This is a genomic window from Hymenobacter sp. H14-R3 (assembly GCF_030063445.1).
In the GTDB taxonomy this organism is placed as follows: domain Bacteria; phylum Bacteroidota; class Bacteroidia; order Cytophagales; family Hymenobacteraceae; genus Hymenobacter.
Genome location: NZ_JASITD010000008.1, coordinates 88,148 through 105,697, shown reverse-complemented (window position 1 = coordinate 105,697; position 17,550 = coordinate 88,148). Strand labels below are relative to the sequence as shown.

Sequence of the window (17,550 nt, the reverse complement as noted above, 5' to 3'; positions counted from 1 at the left end):
TCCCTTCTCCATAATTTAGTGTGCGGCTTGCCGGCTAGCTGCGTTACCAGTTAGCAACCGATTTGTTGAACATGTCGCTGATGATGTTGCGCGTGATTTCGCGCACCGAAGCGAGGTCGTTGTTCACGGCCGCAATGTCCTGGGTCGAGGCAAAATCCTTCTGGCTCTGGAAGGTTTGCTCAAAATCCTGCTTGTTATCCTTGGTGTTGGTGAAGCGCAGTTGCACCTGAATGGTGAGGCGGTTGGCCCCGGCCGATGGCACGCCGCCGGCCTGCTGAATGGCGGCCGGTGCAAAATCGTAGGCCACAATGGTGCCGTCAAATTGCAGGTCGCCATCGCGCGGCACCAGCTTGAGGGTGGTATTGCGCTGGAAATAGTCCTTGATATCCTCCGTAAAGCGCTGCGCCAGGTAGGCGGGGGCGTTGGGCGCGGTGTTCTGGAAGGTTTGGATGGAAATTGTCTTGACCGTGGGGTCGATGTTGGTGCCGTTGAACGAGTAGATGCCGCAGCTGCCCAGCAGCAGCACGGGGAGCGCCAGCAGTGCCAGCGCCCGGCGGCGCGGCACCTTAAGCCGATTCGAGGTCATATTGCTTGAGCTTGCGGTAGAGGGTGCGCTCCGAGATGCCCAGGTCCTGGGCGGCGTACTTGCGCTTGTTGTGGTGTTTCTTCAACGCCTTGAGAATCATCTCTTTCTCCACGGCATCGAGCGAAAGCGTTTCCTCCTCCGTTTCATGCGAGATGTCCTCCGTCTGGTCAACGTCCTCTTCGTCGGCATAATTGCCTGGGCCCATATCTACGCGCAGCGGCGCAGTGGGGCTGGCGGGCAGGTAGTAGCCATTGGGGGCTTCGGGCGCGCCGTCGGGGTTGGGGTAGGGCGCCGACTCGCTTAAGTTATTGAACAAGTGGCTGTTCTGGCGCAGCAGCTCCTGGGTGTCGGCGGCGGCGGCGGGGCGGTTGCCGGTGGCCAGCTCCAGCACCACCTTCTTGAGGTCGGTCATGTCGCGGCGCATGTCGAATAGCAGCCGGTATAGGATGTCGCGCTCCGAGTACGAGCCGAAATCGCCGCCCGCGCCGTGGCCGGGTACCAGCGCCGGCAGCAGCGAGGTTTGGGCGGCGGGCAGGTAGGTGGTAAGGCGCGCGGCATCAACCTCGCGCTCCATCTCCAACACCGAAATTTGCTCGGCTAAGTTCTTGAGCTGGCGGATGTTACCCGGGAAGCGAAACCGCGTGAGCAGCCGTACCGCATCGGGCGTAAGGCTGATGGGCTTCACGCGGTGCTTCTCCGAAAAATCGGCTGTGAACTTTCTGAACAGCAAGTAGATATCGTCGCCCCGGTCGCGCAGCGGCGGCACCGTAATGGGCACCGTGTTGAGGCGGTAATACAGGTCCTCCCGAAACTTGCCAGCCTGCACGCGGTCGAGCAGGTTCACGTTGGTGGCGGCCACTACGCGCACGTCGGTTTTCTGCACCTTGCTGCTGCCCACGCGAATAAACTCGCCGTTTTCGAGCACGCGCAGCAGGCGGGCCTGGGTGCCAAGCGGCATTTCGGCAATCTCATCCAGGAAGATGGTGCCGCCATCGGTGACCTCAAAGTAGCCTTTGCGCGCCTCGTTGGCCCCCGTGAAAGCGCCTTTTTCGTGGCCGAACAGCTCCGAATCAATGGTGCCCTCCGGGATGGCGCCGCAGTTGATGGCAATGAACTGCCCATGCTTGCGAGGCGAAAGGGCGTGGATAATCTTGGAAAAAGACTCCTTGCCCGACCCGCTTTCGCCGGTGATGAGCACAGTCATGTCCGTAGGCGCAACCTGCGTGGCCACCTGAATGGCGTAGTTCAGCGCTGGCGCATTGCCAATAATGGCAAAACGCTGCTTGATGGATTGGATTTCTTGGTTTGTCATTGGTTAGACCAAGCCTAATTGGCTCGGTCCGAAGAGGTTATTTTTTAGGAAAGTTCATGCGCCACAACAAGCAAACAACCAGAAACGCGACGAAACCACCCCCCAGCAGCAGGAGGAATTATCAGATAAGCAGACCAGATTCAGGAGCCATCTTGATGATTTGTGTTTAACTGATTTATACGGCGTTGCCAATCAAGGAGCCACCCGTATTGGTATGTACCAATACGTTAACGTAATCGCCCTTCTGGAAATTACCCTTTGGAAAAATGACCACCTGGCTCTGACTGTTGCGGCCGCTGAGGTCGTCTTTCGAGCGCTTTGAGAAGTTCTCGACCAGCACTTGGTGCACGCGGCCCACGCCGCGCTCAAGGCGGGCGCGGCTGTGCGCCTGTTGGCGGTCGATTATTTCCTGGAGGCGGCGCTTCTTAGTTTCCAGCGGGATATCGTCTTCGAGCTTGCGGGCGGCCAGGGTGCCGGGGCGCTCCGAGTAGAAGAACATGTAGGCCATGTCGTACTGCACGTGGTCGATGAGGCTGAGCGTGTCCTGGTGTTCCTCCTCGGTTTCGGAGCAGAAGCCGGCAATCATGTCGGTCGAGATGGCGCAATCGTCGCCGAGGATACGGCGTACGGCAGCCACGCGGTCCTCGTACCAGGCGCGGTCGTAGGTGCGGTTCATAAGCTCCAGCACGCGCGAATTGCCGCTTTGGGCGGGCAGGTGCAGATACTTGCAGATGTTGTCGTAGCGCGCCATGGTGTGCAGCACTTCGTCGGTAATATCCTTGGGGTGCGAGGTAGAGAAGCGCACCCGCAACGCGGGGCTGATGAGCGCCACGCGCTCCAGCAGCTGGGCAAAGTTGACGCGCTCAGTGCCGTCTTCGCTGGCCCATTTGTAGCTGTCCACGTTCTGGCCGAGGAGAGTAACTTCCTTGTAGCCAGCGGCTATTAGGTCGCGGGCTTCCTGCACAATGCTCATAGCATCGCGGCTGCGCTCGCGGCCGCGGGTGAAGGGTACCACGCAGAATGAGCACATGTTGTCGCAGCCGCGCATGATGCTGATGAAGGCCGACACGCCGTTGGAGTTCAGGCGCACGGGCGTGATGTCGGCGTAGGTTTCCTCGCGGCTCAGCAGCACGTTCACCGCCTTTTGGCCACTATCGACCTGGGCGATGAGCTGCGGCAGGTCGCGGTAGGCGTCGGGGCCGACCACGAGGTCCACGATTTTTTCTTCTTCTAAGAATTTGCTTTTCAGGCGCTCGGCCATGCAGCCGAGCACGCCCACCAGCATGCCAGGGCGGCGCTTTTTGTGCGAGTTGATTTGCCGCAGGCGCATGCGCACCGTCTGCTCGGCCTTCTCGCGGATGGAGCAGGTGTTGAGCAGTACGAGGTCGGCGGTGGCCAAGTCCTCGGTGGTGTCGAAGCCCTCACCGGCCAGAATACTGGATACGATTTCGGAGTCCGAGAAATTCATTTGGCAGCCGTAGCTCTCGATGTAAAGCTTGCGCGCGCCGCCGGTGCCGGTGGCGGCACTCACGCGCACATCAAAGGGCAGGGCGGCCGCTTCGGTGGCGGGCGCTTTATCGAGAAAATCTAACGTAATGAGCGGTTGGGACATAGCAGGCAAGGAGCCGCGGCTTACCACCGGGCAGGTAACAAATATACTGATGGAGTCCGGAAAATGACAGAATGGCAGTTTTCAATAAGTAATTTGAATATTACGCAAAAACGTCCGTCATTGCGAGCGTAACGAAGTGGAGCGTGGCAATCGCACCTGCACGACGACGTTGTAGTGCGATTGCTTCGCGCTGCTCGCAATGACGGACGTTTCTATAATTGTTTACTGCTCCTTGATAACTGTAGCAAGCGCCTCCAGCATGCCTTGGGCTTTGAGCAGGCACTCGGCGTACTCCTGCTCGGGCACCGAGTCATAGGTGATGGCCGAGCCGACTTGCAGGCTGAGGTAGCCGGTATCGGCGCGATATTGGAGGCTGCGAATCACGACGTTAAACTCGAACTCACCGCCCGGCTCGGGCCACACGAAGCCAAAGCTGCCGCTGTAAAGGCCGCGCCGGCTAACCTCGTACTGCTCAATAAGTTGCATAGCCCTGATTTTGGGCGCGCCCGTCATGGAGCCCATTGGGAAGGTGGCGCGCAGGATATCGGCCAGGTTTACATTGGGCCGCAGTTCGGCTTCTACAGTCGAAATTAATTGCCAGACGTGCTTAAAGCCGTAGGTGCCGAATAGCTCAGGTACTGCTACCGTGCCGGGTAACGCAATGCGGGCCAGGTCGTTGCGCACGAGGTCCACTATCATCAGGTTTTCGGCGCGCTCCTTTTCGTCGTACAGCAGGGCCAGGCGCTGGGCTTCGTCCTCGGCCGGCGTAGCGCCGCGCCGCCGGGTGCCTTTAATAGGCTGCGACATGATAACTGGCTCGTAATGCTCCAAGAACAGCTCGGGCGAGGCGCACAGCAAATAGTGGTCGTGGTAGCGCAAGAAACCCGCATAAGGTGCGGGCGAGGCCTCATTGAGCCGCCAAAACGTGGCTACGGGGTCCAGCGCGACACCTTCGGCGTAAAACTCCTGGCAGAGGTTCAGTTCATACACCTCGCCGTTGAGAATGTCCTCGCGCACATCGGCCACGGCTTGCAAATAGTCAGCGCGGGGCATACGAGCGCGCAGCGGCGGCACGGCAGGCGGCGGCAGCGCGGGTACTTCGGTTGCCAGGATGGCGGCCAGCACGTCGGTTACGGCCCCCTGAATTACCACCGCGTCGTGCTGCCAGTATAGGCACGTTTCGGGCAGGAAGAAATGCAGAGCGGGCCAGGCCAGCCCCGAGAAGTTGGCGCTGCTTAGTACTTCTATCTCATTCTTAACATCATACGTGATGAAGCCGCAGCGCGGGGGCTGGTGGGGTGGGCCGTTCAGGTAGGCCGGCAGCGCGGCCAGCGTGCCGGGCGCATCCAGCGCGGCCGAGGCCACGGCCAGTAGCCGCGAAAAGGTGCCGGCGGCCGACTGCTGCAAGTCGTTCGGCTCAAAATAGGCGCAGTGCACAAAGCCGGCGGCCCACTGCAAGGCGCGGGCGCGGAAGTTGGCGGGGAGGTCGGCGAGCGGGATGGTCAGCATAAAAGTGCTGCTACAACCCGCGCAGGGCCAACTTGGCTTTTTGGTCGGTGCTGTTTTTGTATTCGTGCTCCGGAAAGGCCATGGCTTGCTCAAAATAGGCTTTGGCCGCCGGGCGCTGGCCAGCAGCTAGCGCTAGGTAGCCCAGCTGCAAGGCAGCCTGCGGGGCAAAGTAGTAGGCCGGCTGGCCCAGCGCCGCCGCGCGCCGCAGCGTGCGCAGGTAGTCGGCGCGGGCCGAGTCGGGGCGGGCGAGGCCTTGCCACACGCGGGCGCGGCGGTAGGGAGCTTCAAGCTGGTCGCGCACGGGCATGGCGGTGGTGAGCCGAAATTGCTGCAACGTGCTCAGTGCCTGTACATAATAGCCGCCATCGGTGAGCAGGCGGGCGCGGGTGAGGGTAGCATTAAGCGGCTGCGCGTCGTGGTAAAAGCGTTGGGCGTACTTATCCTCCTCGATGGTGAGCGGGCCGGCCCAGTTGATTTGCTGGCGGCAGGCCTCGGTGGTGGCGACCGGCGCGCCGCCCAGCCAGGCGGCCAGGTAGAGCTTAAAGGCGGCATCCTTGCGGTAGTATTCGCCCTGAAAATCGCGTAGGAACTGCTGGTTTTCGGCGGTAGAACCAGCATAGTCACCGCGGTAGAGTAATAAGTCGGCCACCAGGTGGTGCAGGTAGGCCAGGGGCAGGTAGGCCGGGCCAGTGGGCCGGGCGCGGTAGGCGGCCAGGGCCTCGTCGCCGTGGTGCTGGCGCTTATACAGGCTGATAACCAGGTAGCTAAAGAGCAGGTTGTCGGGCTGCTCGCGGGCCAGCTGGCTGGCTACGGCTAGGCTTTCCTCCCCCTTCTTATAATACGCCTCCCGGATGAGGGCCAGCAGAATCCGGCTTTCGGGCTGAAAGTCGTGGGCCTGGGCGGCGGCCAAACTCAGGTTGCGCAGGCCTTCTTCCACGCTGCCGCGCAGGCCCAGTAGCCGCAAAAACCAGTGGTAGCCCTCGGGCAGCGAGCCAATGCCGAACTGACACAGCCCCAGCGTTTTACGAATAGGTAAATACGCTGGGTAGCGCTGGGCGGCGGCTTGCGCCAGCAGGACCGTTTGGCGCAGGTTCCAGGCCCCACGCACCTCGTGGTGAAATACGAGTTGCGCCAGCGCTTGGTGCAGGCGGATTTCCACCAGAGTGTAGTCGCGCAGCGCGCCGGGCGGGGCGGCATCCAGGGCGGCCAGCCGCGCACTCTGGGCGGCTACGGTGGGCTCGTAGCGGCGGGCATCCTGGCTAATGAGCAGTTCCACAAAATCGGCACAGTCGGCCACCAGCAGGGTGCTGGGGGCGCGGGCGGGCTCGGCGGCCAGCAGCTGGCGGCAGGTTCCCACTTTGAGCTTCAGCAGCTCGGCGTAGGCGCGGCTGGCGGCGGCGGAGAGGGCAGGCGTGGCGTCGGGAAGCTCCCGCTGAGGTGCACTCAGGGAAGCGCCGCGTGCCGCTGCCGTGGCCAGCAGCCCCACTACCGCGCTCAGCGTACCTCGGCGAATTCTTCTGCGCACCTCTGCGGTAACTTCCAGCACGACCTAAAAAGCTATAAAAAAAAGGAACGACCGCAGCCGTTCCTTTCTCTCAAATTCAAAACTAACGGGATTAAACGTTCACCGCGGCGCGGCCTTCCACATCGGCCAAAATACGGCCGCAGTGCTCGCACACGATGATTTTCTTGTGCGAAATAATGTCGGCCTGGCGTTGCGGGGGCACCGTGTTGAAGCAGCCACCGCAGGCGTCGCGGCGCACCAGCACTACCGCCAGGCGGTTGCGCATGTTGCCCCGAATGCGGTCGTAGGCCGTCAGCAGGCGGGCTTCCACCGGCTGCACGGCGCTCTCGCGCTCCGTTACGAGCTGCTTTTCCTCGGCTTCATTCTCGGCCACGATGGTGTCGAGCTCGCTTTTCTTGGTGTCGAGGTCTTTGCGACGCTCGTCGAGGCGCAGGCGCGTTACGTTGGCTTCGGTGTTGCGCTGGTCGATGAGGTACTGGGCCTCCTTGATTTTCTTGTCCGAAATCTGAATTTCGAGGCGTTGCAGCTCCACTTCCTTGGCAATTGCCTCGTACTCGCGGTTGTTGCGCACGTTGGTTTGCTGCTCTTCGTAGCGCTTGATGAGGCCTTCGGCCTCTTTGGTAGCGGCTTTGCGCTGCTTGATTTGGTCTTGCAGGCCGCCGATTTCCTCGTCAAAACGCTTCACGCGGGCTTCGTAGCCAGCGATTTCATCTTCGAGGTCGCGCACTTCCTCTGGCAGGTCACCGCGCACGCGGCGAATTTCATCTAGTTGTGAATCAATGCGTTGCAGGTTGAGCAAAGCCTCAAGCTTGGCGGAAATGGGCGCGTCGGCCGGATTTGCCACGGCGGCAGAATTAGCAGTCATACTGAACGGGATTCGTGGGGGTTTCAGCGAATAAGACCGCAAAAGTACGACCGAACGCCGCCAGCAGCAAATCTCGGAAAATCTCACCCGTAAATTGCTCGCTCTCAAAGTGGCCCACATCGCAGAGTAGCAGCCGGCCCTCGGGCGCAAAAAACTCGTGGTACTTCACGTCGCCCGTCACGTAGGCGTCGGCCCCGGCGGCCACGGCCGCGCCGGTGAGGAAGCTGCCCGCGCCGCCGCACAGCGCCACCTTTTTAATATCCTGCTCGAAGGCCGTGTGGCGCACCACGGGCACGCCCAGCGCCGTTTTGAGCAGTTGGCGAAAGGCGGCCGGACTGAGGGCCTCGGGCAACTCGCCCACCATGCCCGCGCCCACGTCCTGGTGCTGGTTTTGGAGGGTAACCAGCTCATAGGCAACTTCTTCGTAAGGGTGCGCCTGACGCAGCGCCGCCAGCACGGCGGCCTGCCGGTGCAGTGGCAGCAGTACGTCAAGGCGGGTTTCGGCCACGGTTTCGGGCTGGTGAGCCGCGCCGATGGCGGGCCGGGTGCCCGCGCCCGGCGTGAAGGTGCCCAGGCCATCTTGGCGGAAGCTGCACTCCTTATAGTCGCCCACCTGGCCCGCGCCAGCGGCGTACAAGGCTTGCAACACCTTGTCGGTAAGCTGGTTAGCCTGGTCCTCGGGCCGGTTAGGCACGTAGGTGGTGAGGCGGGCCAGGGTGCCGGTTTTGGGAGCCAGAATGCGCGTGTTCACGAGGCCCAGCTTCTCGGCCAGCTTGGCGTTCACGCCCTGGCGCACGTTGTCGAGGTTGGTGTGGGCGGCGTAGATGGCCACGTCGGCCTTGAGGGCCGCCATGATGGTTTGCTCTACCAAACCCTTGCCCGTGAGGCGCTTGAGGGGCTTGAAAATAACCGGGTGGTGGCACAGCACCACGTTGCAGCCGCGCCGGGCGGCCTCGGCCACCACGGCGGGCGTGCAGTCGAGGGCGATGAGCACGCCGGTTATTGCGGCTTCGGGCAGGCCGCATTGCAGGCCGGCATTGTCATAGCTTTCCTGGTAGGCGAGGGGCGCGGCGGCTTCGATGAGCTGGGCCAGGTCTTTTACAGTTATCATTTATCGGTTAGCAATTATCAATTGGGAGGGGGTAAGTTGTTGAAAAACAGCGTGGTATGTCATGATGAATGTAGGGAAGCATCTCGCGTAGCATGGTAGCCTACTCGTTCAGCAATGCGAGCGAGATGCTTCCCTGCGTTCAGTATGACGTTCAGATAATGCTGACTGTTAAGTACTAACTGATAAGCCCGCCCAGCACCTCCACGTACTTCGCTACGTTCTCAGCCAGCGCCTTGCGGCGGTATTGCATGAGGTAGCGCGGGTGGTCGAGGATTTCGAGGTGGTCGAAAAGGCCCAGCTCGTCGTTGAGCTTGCGCAGGAATTCGCCGTTGCGGCGGCCCAGGCTCACGGCTACGTCGCGGCGCAGGTCGAGCTGCGTTACCTGCTCGGTGAGCGACAGGCGCATGTCGGCCCACAGGGATTTGGTGAGGGCTGGCGCGTCGTAGTAATTGTAGTTTTTGCCGGCGTGCGTGAGTTCCAGCGGATAAACCGAGCTGAGGAAAAAATGCTGGTAAAACTCGGCGGGGCCGCCCAGCGCCGTAATAAATTCATAGACGAACTCGCTCGACAGCTCGCGGCGCTGCTTGGGCAGGCTGTGGGCGATGCCGCAGATGCTGGTGAGCGCCACCGGGTCAGTGAAGGCCACGCCGGTGCGGCCCCCGCCAAAGCGGCCGGGATTGATGCCGAAGATGCCCACCCGCTGGTTACTACCTGAATAATAGCGGTTTGCAAATTCGCTGAGGATGGTGCGCACGGCTGGGTCGTGGAACGCGTTGCGCACTTCGACCGCGCCCGGCAGCGGCGCGGTGGGCACTGGAAACGTGGAAAGTACTTGAAGCAGGCGGGTAGGAAAGTGGGGCATGGCGCAAAGGTGGGGGCCGCGGCCGACCTTTGCCGGATGCTTCCTCCCTGGCCGGCCTGGCTGCTGCTCCCGTTTTCGTGGCTCTACGCCGCCGTGCTGGCGGTGCGCAACTGGCTCTACGACCGCGGCTGGAAGCAGTCGGCCGCTGGCTGGGTGCCCCTACTCAACGTGGGCAACCTGCGGGTGGGTGGCACCGGCAAAACGCCCCATGTGGCCTGGCTCGTGGAAGAGCTGTTGCGCCAGGGCCAACGCCCGGCCATCCTGAGCCGCGGCTACGGCCGCCAAACTACCGGCCCGCGCCTAGCCACGCGTACCGACTCGGCGGCCACCGTGGGCGACGAGTCGTGGCAGTATTTTGGGCAGTTTGGCCCGCTGGGCGTGCCGGTGGCCGTGGCCGAAAACCGCCAGCTGGGCCTCGATTTACTGCGTCGGCAGCACCCCGCCCTCACGTGCGTGGTCCTCGACGATGCCTACCAGCACCGGCGTGTGCGCCCCGCGCTCAACATCCTGCTCACCGAGCTGGCCCGGCCGTTTTACCACGACTTTGTGCTGCCCGCCGGCCGCCTGCGCGAAGCCCGCGCCGGGGCCGCCCGCGCCGACGTGATTATCGTGACTAAGTGCCCGCCCGACCTATCGGCCGCGGCGCAGGCCGCCGCCGCCGCGCAGGTGCGGCGCTACGCCCGGGCCGGGGTGCCGGTGCTGTTTTCGGCCTATGCGTATGGGGAGGCAGAAAACTTGAAAATAAATAACTTATTGACTGATAATAGGTTAGAAAGTAAGCCGATGCTGCGGCCCGGGCCAGGGCCGGCGCTGCTGCTCACGGGCATTGCGCAGCCTGGCCCGCTGCGCGAGTACCTGGAGGGCCTGGGCTACCGCATCCGGCACCACGCGGCGCTGCCCGACCACCACGCCTTTCGGCCCGCCGACCTGGCGGCGCTGGCGGCGCACTGGCAGCCGGGCTGGCCTATTTTTACGACTGAAAAGGATGCTACCCGCCTGGCCGACCCGGCGCTGTGGGCCGGGCAGGCCGGCTTGGCCCGACATAGCTATACCATTCCGGTGCGCGTGGCGTTGCTGGGGAGTGGGGCGGCGCGGCTGGCCGCGGCGGTGGCGGCCGCTACCGGCCCGGCCGGGCGCTAGTACCTTTAAGGGATGAAAAGGGCGCCCCCTTTTCAAAATGAGCGTTTTTATCCTGCATGGTTTCTCCTACACACGCGGCGGCCCGCCGGCTTCTTTTCCTGCTGACGCTGCTGCTGGGCGGCACCCTGGCCAGCCACGCGCAGATTGTCGATGACTCGACCAAGGTGCTTTACGGCCCCAAAACTACCCGCGTTATTTACGAGGCCGAGATACTGCGCGACTCGGTGAGCGGCACGCCCATCGACACGGCGCTCACGCACTGGCCGCAGGCGCGGTTTTGGGCCCACGACACCACGTTTCAGCAAGACCTGGGCATTATGGCCTCGGCCTCGCGCCCGCTGCTTTATCAGCCTAATTACCAGCTGGGTACGCGTTTCGGGCGCAATGCCTTCGACCGCAACACCCGCGAGGGCAGCGAGGTGCCATACTACGACAGCCGCTCGCCGTACTCGTTTTTTCGCTACATACAGGGCTCTTCGGGCGAGCAGGTGTTTGAAATCAGCTATTCGCGCTCGCTGAAGAAAAATTTCAGCATTGGTATTGATTATGAGCGCATTGCCGGCAACCAGGTGCTGGCCGTGAACACCACCCAGTGGCAGACGGAGCACAACAACTTTACGGTGTATGGCCGCTATCAGAATGACGATGGCCGCTACCACCTGCTGGCCAACTACACCGCCAGCCGGCAGCGCACCCGCGAGCTGGGCGGCATCTGGCCCACCAGCACCGAGAGTCTAAGTGAGTTAAAAGGGGATAATAGCTTTTTCAAATACGACCGCGAGCGGGTGTACCTCTCGCCGGGCGTCAACATCGACGACCGCGACCAGTTTCACCTGTTGCAGACCTACCGGCTGCTGCAAAAGGGCTTCACGGCTTACCACGTGCTCGATGTTCGGCGGCAGTATAACGGCTACACTGACAATGCGTTACCTCGCGAAGCCAACACGGGCCTGCTACTGTTCTACCCCCGCGCCAGCTCCTTCCCCAACACGGGTACGCTGCGCAATACCGTGGCCACCGACGACCGCGCGCTGTACCGGCAAATCGAGAATACCTTCGGCCTGCTGGGGCGCACCGCCCGCATCGAGTACAATGTGTATGCGCGCTACCGCAACGCCTGGTTTTCGCAGCTTACCACGCCGCTCGGGCTCTCGGGCGCGGGGCTGCGGCTGGTGTCGGTGGGCAGCGCCCCGGCCGATACGACGGTGGAAGCGCATTACTTTGGGCAGCTCTTTGTGGGCGGCACGGCCTCGTTTAATTACCGCAGCATCTACGCCGTGGAGGTGGCCGGCGAGTATTTGCCTTATGACAATGGCACGGTGAAAGTGCTGGGCGTGAGCGCCGAATACTGGCTGCGCGGCCGCATTCGCACCGGCCCGCTTTCGGCCGAACTGCTGCTGAACTCGTATTCGCCCACGCTCACGCAGCGCGTATTCAACGGCAACAACTACGCTTGGAGCAACCTCGCTGACCGCAACCAGAAGGAGTGGAAGAGTAGCTTCGGCAATACTACTACCCAGCAGCTTACCGTGCGCCTCAAGCAGCGCCTGCCGCTGCTCGCCGACCACTCCATTGAGCTAAGCGGCGCGGGCACGCGCATTGCGGGGCTCGTGTTCTACAACCAGCAAGGCGTGCCGGAACAGCTTTCTGGCGCTACTACCAAGCTGCTGCTCATTGGCTTTGCCCGCCACCGCTTCCGGGTGGGCAGCGTATATTTTGACAACCAGGGCACCTATACGCAGGGCGGCAACGACGCGGGCCTGCGCATTCCGGCGCTCGTAACCGAGTCGCGGGTGTATTACCAGCGGCGGGTTTTTGGCCGCGCGCTGTTTGCGCAGGTGGGGGCTGAGCTCTACTACCAGTCGAAGTTCCGGGCCTACGACTACGCCCCCAGCACCCAGCAGTTTTACGTGCAGGACGGCTTTACCATCGGCAACTATGCAGTGGCCAACGCCTTCGTGGCGGCCGATATCAGCTCGGCCTCCATCTTCCTGAAAGTGGCCTACCTCAACCAGGGCCTGGGCCGCGACGGCTACTTCACCACGCCCTACTACACCGGCTACGCCCGCCGCTTCCAGTTTGGCGTGCGCTGGCGCTTCTTCAGCTAGTAGCACCGCAGATTTAACGGATTTCGCAGATACGCCGCTAAAGCGCCTGACTACGCTAGATTAACCCAATGCCCGTAAGAAGGGTTAATTATATGATTACCATAACCTAACTAGTAGAAGTAGGTTGCTCTAAAAAACAGGGCCAACCAGTACCCACAAGCGCAATCAGCCGCTTTAGCGGCGTATCTGCGAAATCCGTTAAATCTGTTTGAATCTGCGGTGAAAACTATATTGAAACTCAAGCTTAATTCCGACCCGCGCTGGGCGGACCTGGCCAGCAAGAACCTCGAAGAAATCCTGGTAGACCATGCTTACTGTGAGCAAAAAGCCGCCAGTACCGGCATCTCGCTCATCGTGCACTACCCCGAAAAAGACCGCCTGGTAGATGAGCTCACCGCCCTGGTGGCCGAGGAATGGGAGCACTTCGACCGCGTGGTAAAAGAGCTGCGCAAGCGAGGGTTGGCCCTGGGCCGCCCGCGGCGCGACGAGTACGTGGTGCAGCTTATGGCGCACGTGCGCAAGGGCGGCCCCCGCGAGCGCCAGCTCATGGACCAGCTCTTGGTGTCGTCGCTGATAGAGGCGCGCTCCTGCGAGCGCTTCAAGCTGCTGTGGCTGCATTTGCAGGACCGCGACCCCGAGCTCAGCCAGTTTTACTACGAGCTGATGGCCAGCGAGGCCGGCCACTTCGTGAGCTACGTGGACCTGGCCAAGGAATACTGCAACCACGCCGAGGTCGACGCCCGCCTGCAGGAGCTGCTGCTGCTGGAAGGCGAAATTGTGGTGAACCTGCCCGTGCGCAACGACCGCATGCACTAGTAGGGGCGCGTCGCACGCGCCCGTCGTTGAACGGCCGCCCGCATCGCCCACGCCCACCGCCAAACGGCCGCCGGCATCGCCCGCGCCCTTCAGTAAAACGATAACTTACGTAACCGGGGAACTCCCGAAGCCGGGCGCGTGCGACGCGCCCCTACGACATGACAATCTTTGAAATACCTGGCCTGGCGGCCCTGCCCACCGTGGCGCAGCAGCTCGCCACGGCCCTTGCCGAGTCGGGCCAAACGGTGGTGGCTTTTGAGGGCGAGATGGGGGCCGGCAAAACCACGTTTATTCGGGCCCTGTGCGCCGAATTGGGGGTGGAGGACGACGTGAGCAGCCCCACGTTCGCCCTGGTCAATGAGTACCGCGACGGCCGGGGGCAGCCCATTTACCACTTCGATTTTTACCGCATCGATTCGGAAGACGAAGCGGCCCGCATGGGGGTAGCTGAGTACTTCGATTCGGGGTATCTTTGCTTAGTCGAGTGGCCGGGCCGCGTGGCCGGCCTGCTACCCTCGCAGCGACTGCTGGTGGAGCTGACCGTAACCGGCTCAGAATCAAGAGAAATTCAATTATCAATTATCAATTAACAAGTATCAGATGGTTAGTGAGCAAGTAGTCAGTGGGGGAGTATTATTCTGTAATGCGCTCACCAGCTGATAGTTGTTTATTAATAACTGATAATTGAAAAAATTATGGCTGAACAGCTACCCTCCGGCTTTGGTGCGCTGGCCACGAGCCGCGCCTACTTCACCCAGGAGTCGATGCTGGCCGTGGAAACGCGCAAGCGCAAACTTTTCATCGGCCTGCCCAAGGAAACGTCGCTTCAGGAAAACCGGCTGGGCCTCACGCCCGAGGCCGTGCTGCACCTCGTAAACGAGGGCCACGAAGTGATGCTGGAAAGTGGGGCCGGCGAGCCCAGCAAGTACTCCGACCACGACTATTCGGAGGCCGGCGCCACCATCGCCTACTCCACGGAGGAGGTGTACAAAGCCGATATCATCCTGAAAGTGGCCCCGCCCACGCTGGACGAAATTGAGCTGATGCGCCCCGGCCAAACGCTCATCTCGGCCCTGCAAATGGGCACCATGACGCCCGAGTTTCTCAACGCCCTTGCTCGCAAGAAGGTGAATGCCATTGGCTTCGAGCTGATAAAGGACCCCAGCGGGGCCCGCCCGGTGGTGCGCGCCATGAGCGAAATTGCGGGCTCCACCGTGATGCTGGTGGCGGCCGAGTACCTGGCCCGCTCCAACGAAGGCAAGGGCATTATTCTGGGTGGTATTACGGGCGTGCCGCCGTCGCAGGTCGTCATTTTGGGGGCGGGCACGGTGGCTGAGTACGCCGCCCGCGCCGCGCTGGGCCTGGGTGCCGAGGTGAAAGTATTTGATAATCACCTCTATAAGCTGCGCCGCCTCAAACACAACCTGGGCGCGCAGCTTTACACCAGCACCCTCGATACGTTTGCCCTGAGCCAGCAGATTCGGCGGGCCGACGTGGTTATTGGCGCGCTGGCCGTAGAGGAGGGGCGCATCCCGTTTATGGTGCCCGAGCAGATGGTGGCCAGCATGGCGGCCGGCTCCATCATCATCGACATCAGCATTGACCAGGGCGGCTGCTTCGAAACCAGCGAGCTGACCAGCCACAGCAAGCCCGTGTTTCGCAAGTACGACGTAGTGCACTACTGCGTGCCCAACATCGCCTCGCGGGTGCCCCGCACGGCCACCAATGCCCTCAGCAACATCTTCACGCCCATTCTGCAAGACATTAGCCAGCAGGGCGGTATCAACGAAGCGCTGTTTACGAATGAGCACTTCCGTAGCGGCGTGTACATCTACAAAGGCTCGCTCACGAATGCGGCCATTGCCAAGAAATTCAACATGCGCTACAAGGAGCTGGGCCTGCTCATTGCGGTGCGCAACTAGGTTTTTCGCACTGAGTTAAAGAGAGGAAAGGGGAGTTTTACGGAAGAAATACCTCCGTGAAACTCCCCTTTCCTCTCTTTAACTCAGTGCGAAAACTATTCTACCAGCAGCACGCGCCACGCCTCGGCCACGCGGCCTTCGGCCAGCCACTGGCGGGCCAACAGCGTGAGTTGCTGCTGCTGCTCGGTGGCATCGTCGCGGTGCTTATTGAGCAGGTAGGCCACCATGGGTTCGGCTTTGGCTTCTTTAATTTGGGCGGGGGTGGGCAGGGCGGCGCGCTCCACGTTGGCGAGCTTGGCCAGGTCGTTGCCGGTGAGGATGCTGCTTTCGCGGATGTGGGCGGGCAGCTCGTCGAAGCCGATGCCCAACTGGCGGTTGGGGCGGCCCACGGTGAAGAGGTTCTCGGGGCGCAGGCGGCTGTACCAGTCGCCACCCAGGCGCGATACGGCCTCGAACTTGAGCGGGTCGATGCCGGGCTTGCCTTCCAGCAAAACAGCCTCTCGAAAGTGGGCCTGCACCACGCGGCACAGCACCAGGTTGCCGTGGCCCGGGCCATCGCCGAGGGCGATAATCTGCTCGACCACGCACTCGAAGGCGGCCGGGCACTCGGCCACCCGCGACGGCCGCACCTGGTTTGACTTAGCCTCGGTAAGGCCGGCCTTGGTGAACTCATTGACGCCGGCCGGGTACTCGGCGCTGGCCAGCGAAAGCTGCTCTACCAGCGCGTAATCGCAGATGTTGATGACGACTTCGGGTACCTCGCGCACGTTGCGCAGGGTATCTTTTTCGGAGTTGTCGCGGCCCCGGCTGGTGGGCGAAAACGCCAGCATGGGCGGGTCCATGCTCACGATGGTGAAGAAGCTGTACGGGCTTAGGTTCACCTTGCCCGCAGCCGAGATGGTGCTGGCAAACGCGATGGGCCGCGGGGCCACCGCGCCGATGAGGTACTGGTAAAAATCGGCGGGTGAAAGGTCGGCAGGGGAGATGGCGCGGGGGGTAGGGGTGGGCATGGGGCAGGGTTTTGGTGGGCCAAAGCTACGGCCGGGGCCTAGGTGGTGGGCACCCGGCCGACCCACACCCAGCCCACCTGCACCACCAAGCAGTCGTTGCCATCGGTAAACTTGGCTCGCCAGTGGTTCCGGCGCGAATCCCATTTGCCCAACTCGGCAAACTCATCCGGCGTGAATACATCTACTTCCGCGTGGGCGGTCCAGGTTAAGTCAGCTACGCCGGGTAAGTCTTGATATTCAATGGGTAAGGGAATGGGTTGGGCTTCTTTGAAGCAATGCGCATAGTATAGTCTGCGCTCCTCAATCGCCGTCACTACCTGCGACAGTCCAAAGCGAATATCATACAACCAAATGGCGAGATATAAGTCAGGATAAAGTGGCACAAGCTGCTCCCGCCACTGCTGCAAATCGGTGAGTAGCCGGGTGGCCCACAGGCGGCGAAAAGCCAGCGGCGGCCGGCCATGTACCGTCCAGGGAGCCAGGCCAAGCTGGTCGTAGTCGTAGTTATACTCCGCCAGATAGGCTAAATCGGGGGCTGTTGGTACGGTGGCCCGCTGCTGGTGCCGCCGCCAGTGGCGGCGTAGGCCACGAACGCGTTTCTTGCTCACGGTCAAAAGTAGGTAATTGCCTGGGTCAAAGATGGCAAGGAGACTGTTTCTTGCTAAACCGCTATACATTTGCCCGTTACCCGCTGCCTCGCCCTCACCGCCCATTCCCACCCGTGCCATGTCTGCTCCTGCCTGCCCCAAATGCGACTCGAAGGAAGCCACCAAGAGCGGCGTAATCAATGAGCGTCAGCGCTTTCGCTGCAAGGCGTGCGGCTACCACTACACGGTGGCCAAGGTGGGCCGCGAGGTAAACCCGTACTACGTGGTGAAGGCCTTGCAGCTCTACATTGAGGGCGTGAGCTACCGCGAAATTGAGCGGTTGCTGGGCGTGAGCCACGTATCGGTGATGAACTGGGTGAAGAAATACGGCGTGAAGGCCCCGCGCCAAACCGATTACCACCCTACGTATAAGATACTCAACCAAAAGGAGTTAGCTGAGTTCTTTCAGAAGCCGGAAAACCTCAAAAGCGCCGGCCTGGTGGTAACCGAGTTGGGCGATAAGTACATGATGATACGCTGGGAGCGGTTCCGGGCCGGGTAGGACGGCCCAGCTATAGCCCGGTT

General features: G+C 61.7%; 16 protein-coding genes. 6 read left to right on the top strand and 10 right to left on the bottom strand.

Going from position 1 to position 17,550, the window contains the following annotated elements; all coding sequences use genetic code 11:
* Nucleotides 1–43: 43 nt before the first annotated feature.
* From QMK33_RS09630 to QMK33_RS09595, 8 genes are all read right to left on the bottom strand, one after another.
* Nucleotides 44–586, bottom strand: coding sequence for an LptE family protein (locus tag QMK33_RS09630; protein WP_283564368.1), 543 nt, complete (start codon nt 584–586; stop codon nt 44–46).
* Nucleotides 567–1,898 carry a sigma-54 interaction domain-containing protein gene (locus QMK33_RS09625; RefSeq protein WP_283564367.1) on the bottom strand — a complete coding sequence of 444 codons (1,332 nt, stop codon included), beginning with the start codon at nt 1,896–1,898 and terminating at the stop codon, nt 567–569. The genes QMK33_RS09630 and QMK33_RS09625 overlap by 20 nt, the downstream gene beginning before the upstream one ends.
* A 175-nt stretch (nt 1,899–2,073) precedes the next feature.
* Complete coding sequence (miaB, locus tag QMK33_RS09620) at nt 2,074–3,510, bottom strand: tRNA (N6-isopentenyl adenosine(37)-C2)-methylthiotransferase MiaB (protein WP_283564366.1); 1,437 nt, start codon at nt 3,508–3,510, stop codon at nt 2,074–2,076.
* A 222-nt stretch (nt 3,511–3,732) separates the two neighbouring features.
* Entirely contained in the window at nt 3,733–5,019 is a 1,287-nt protein-coding gene (locus QMK33_RS09615; protein ID WP_283564365.1) for an anthranilate synthase component I family protein, read from the bottom strand.
* Between the two features lie 10 nt (nt 5,020–5,029).
* Nucleotides 5,030–6,565, bottom strand: a complete 1,536-nt coding sequence (locus QMK33_RS09610) for a tetratricopeptide repeat protein (RefSeq protein WP_283564364.1) — start codon at nt 6,563–6,565, stop codon at nt 5,030–5,032.
* 70 nt (nt 6,566–6,635) lie between these two features.
* Nucleotides 6,636–7,409, bottom strand: a complete 774-nt coding sequence (locus QMK33_RS09605) for a zinc ribbon domain-containing protein (RefSeq protein ID WP_283564363.1) — start codon at nt 7,407–7,409, stop codon at nt 6,636–6,638.
* Entirely contained in the window at nt 7,399–8,520 is a 1,122-nt protein-coding gene (locus QMK33_RS09600; RefSeq protein WP_283564362.1) for a Nif3-like dinuclear metal center hexameric protein, read from the bottom strand. Before QMK33_RS09600 ends, QMK33_RS09605 begins: the two co-directional genes overlap by 11 nt.
* Nucleotides 8,521–8,695: 175 nt before the next feature.
* A complete protein-coding gene (locus tag QMK33_RS09595) occupies nt 8,696–9,382 on the bottom strand; it encodes a uracil-DNA glycosylase family protein (protein WP_283564361.1) in 687 nt (228 codons plus the stop codon).
* Nucleotides 9,383–9,418: 36 nt separating this feature from the next.
* Here QMK33_RS09595 and lpxK point away from each other — a divergent pair, with 36 nt between their 5' ends.
* From lpxK to QMK33_RS09570, 5 genes are all read left to right on the top strand, one after another.
* The gene (lpxK, locus tag QMK33_RS09590) at nt 9,419–10,522 is read left to right on the top strand and encodes a tetraacyldisaccharide 4'-kinase (RefSeq protein ID WP_283564360.1); all 1,104 of its coding nucleotides are present in this window, start codon (nt 9,419–9,421) and stop codon (nt 10,520–10,522) included.
* Nucleotides 10,523–10,578: 56 nt separating this feature from the next.
* The gene (locus tag QMK33_RS09585) at nt 10,579–12,630 is read left to right on the top strand and encodes a putative porin (RefSeq protein ID WP_283564359.1); all 2,052 of its coding nucleotides are present in this window, start codon (nt 10,579–10,581) and stop codon (nt 12,628–12,630) included.
* Between the two features lie 219 nt (nt 12,631–12,849).
* Nucleotides 12,850–13,446 (top strand): MiaE family protein, encoded by a 597-nt coding sequence (locus QMK33_RS09580; RefSeq protein WP_283564358.1) that lies wholly within the window; start codon nt 12,850–12,852, stop codon nt 13,444–13,446.
* A 158-nt stretch (nt 13,447–13,604) separates the two neighbouring features.
* Nucleotides 13,605–14,036, top strand: coding sequence for a tRNA (adenosine(37)-N6)-threonylcarbamoyltransferase complex ATPase subunit type 1 TsaE (gene tsaE, locus QMK33_RS09575; RefSeq protein ID WP_283564357.1), 432 nt, complete (start codon nt 13,605–13,607; stop codon nt 14,034–14,036).
* Nucleotides 14,037–14,141: 105 nt separating this feature from the next.
* Nucleotides 14,142–15,368, top strand: a complete 1,227-nt coding sequence (locus QMK33_RS09570) for an alanine dehydrogenase (protein WP_283564356.1) — start codon at nt 14,142–14,144, stop codon at nt 15,366–15,368.
* 95 nt (nt 15,369–15,463) lie between these two features.
* On the opposite strand, the gene QMK33_RS09565 is transcribed toward QMK33_RS09570, so the two are convergent.
* Both QMK33_RS09565 and QMK33_RS09560 read right to left on the bottom strand, forming a co-directional pair.
* Nucleotides 15,464–16,378 (bottom strand): flavin reductase family protein, encoded by a 915-nt coding sequence (locus QMK33_RS09565; RefSeq protein ID WP_283564355.1) that lies wholly within the window; start codon nt 16,376–16,378, stop codon nt 15,464–15,466.
* A 38-nt stretch (nt 16,379–16,416) separates the two neighbouring features.
* Nucleotides 16,417–16,986 carry a hypothetical protein gene (locus QMK33_RS09560; RefSeq protein ID WP_283564354.1) on the bottom strand — a complete coding sequence of 190 codons (570 nt, stop codon included), beginning with the start codon at nt 16,984–16,986 and terminating at the stop codon, nt 16,417–16,419.
* Nucleotides 16,987–17,104: 118 nt separating this feature from the next.
* Between QMK33_RS09560 and QMK33_RS09555 the strand changes: the two genes are divergently transcribed.
* Nucleotides 17,105–17,527, top strand: a complete 423-nt coding sequence (locus tag QMK33_RS09555; protein ID WP_283564353.1) for an IS1/IS1595 family N-terminal zinc-binding domain-containing protein — start codon at nt 17,105–17,107, stop codon at nt 17,525–17,527.
* Nucleotides 17,528–17,550 lie beyond the last annotated feature (23 nt).

Bases quoted from the DNA above. Each gene is read 5' to 3' on its own strand.
- QMK33_RS09630 (WP_283564368.1), bottom strand. From the start codon at position 586: ATGACCTCGAATCGGCTTAAGGTGCCGCGCCGCCGGGCGCTGGCACTG.
- QMK33_RS09600 (WP_283564362.1), bottom strand. From the start codon at position 8,520: ATGATAACTGTAAAAGACCTGGCCCAGCTCATCGAAGCCGCCGCGCCC.
- QMK33_RS09565 (WP_283564355.1), bottom strand. From the start codon at position 16,378: ATGCCCACCCCTACCCCCCGCGCCATCTCCCCTGCCGACCTTTCACCC.
- QMK33_RS09570 (WP_283564356.1), top strand. From the start codon at position 14,142: ATGGCTGAACAGCTACCCTCCGGCTTTGGTGCGCTGGCCACGAGCCGC.
- QMK33_RS09555 (WP_283564353.1), top strand. From the start codon at position 17,105: ATGTCTGCTCCTGCCTGCCCCAAATGCGACTCGAAGGAAGCCACCAAG.
- QMK33_RS09625 (WP_283564367.1), bottom strand. From the start codon at position 1,898: ATGACAAACCAAGAAATCCAATCCATCAAGCAGCGTTTTGCCATTATT.
- tsaE (WP_283564357.1), top strand. From the start codon at position 13,605: ATGACAATCTTTGAAATACCTGGCCTGGCGGCCCTGCCCACCGTGGCG.
- miaB (WP_283564366.1), bottom strand. From the start codon at position 3,510: ATGTCCCAACCGCTCATTACGTTAGATTTTCTCGATAAAGCGCCCGCC.
- QMK33_RS09605 (WP_283564363.1), bottom strand. From the start codon at position 7,409: ATGACTGCTAATTCTGCCGCCGTGGCAAATCCGGCCGACGCGCCCATT.
- QMK33_RS09615 (WP_283564365.1), bottom strand. From the start codon at position 5,019: ATGCTGACCATCCCGCTCGCCGACCTCCCCGCCAACTTCCGCGCCCGC.
- lpxK (WP_283564360.1), top strand. From the start codon at position 9,419: ATGCTTCCTCCCTGGCCGGCCTGGCTGCTGCTCCCGTTTTCGTGGCTC.
- QMK33_RS09585 (WP_283564359.1), top strand. From the start codon at position 10,579: ATGGTTTCTCCTACACACGCGGCGGCCCGCCGGCTTCTTTTCCTGCTG.
- QMK33_RS09595 (WP_283564361.1), bottom strand. From the start codon at position 9,382: ATGCCCCACTTTCCTACCCGCCTGCTTCAAGTACTTTCCACGTTTCCA.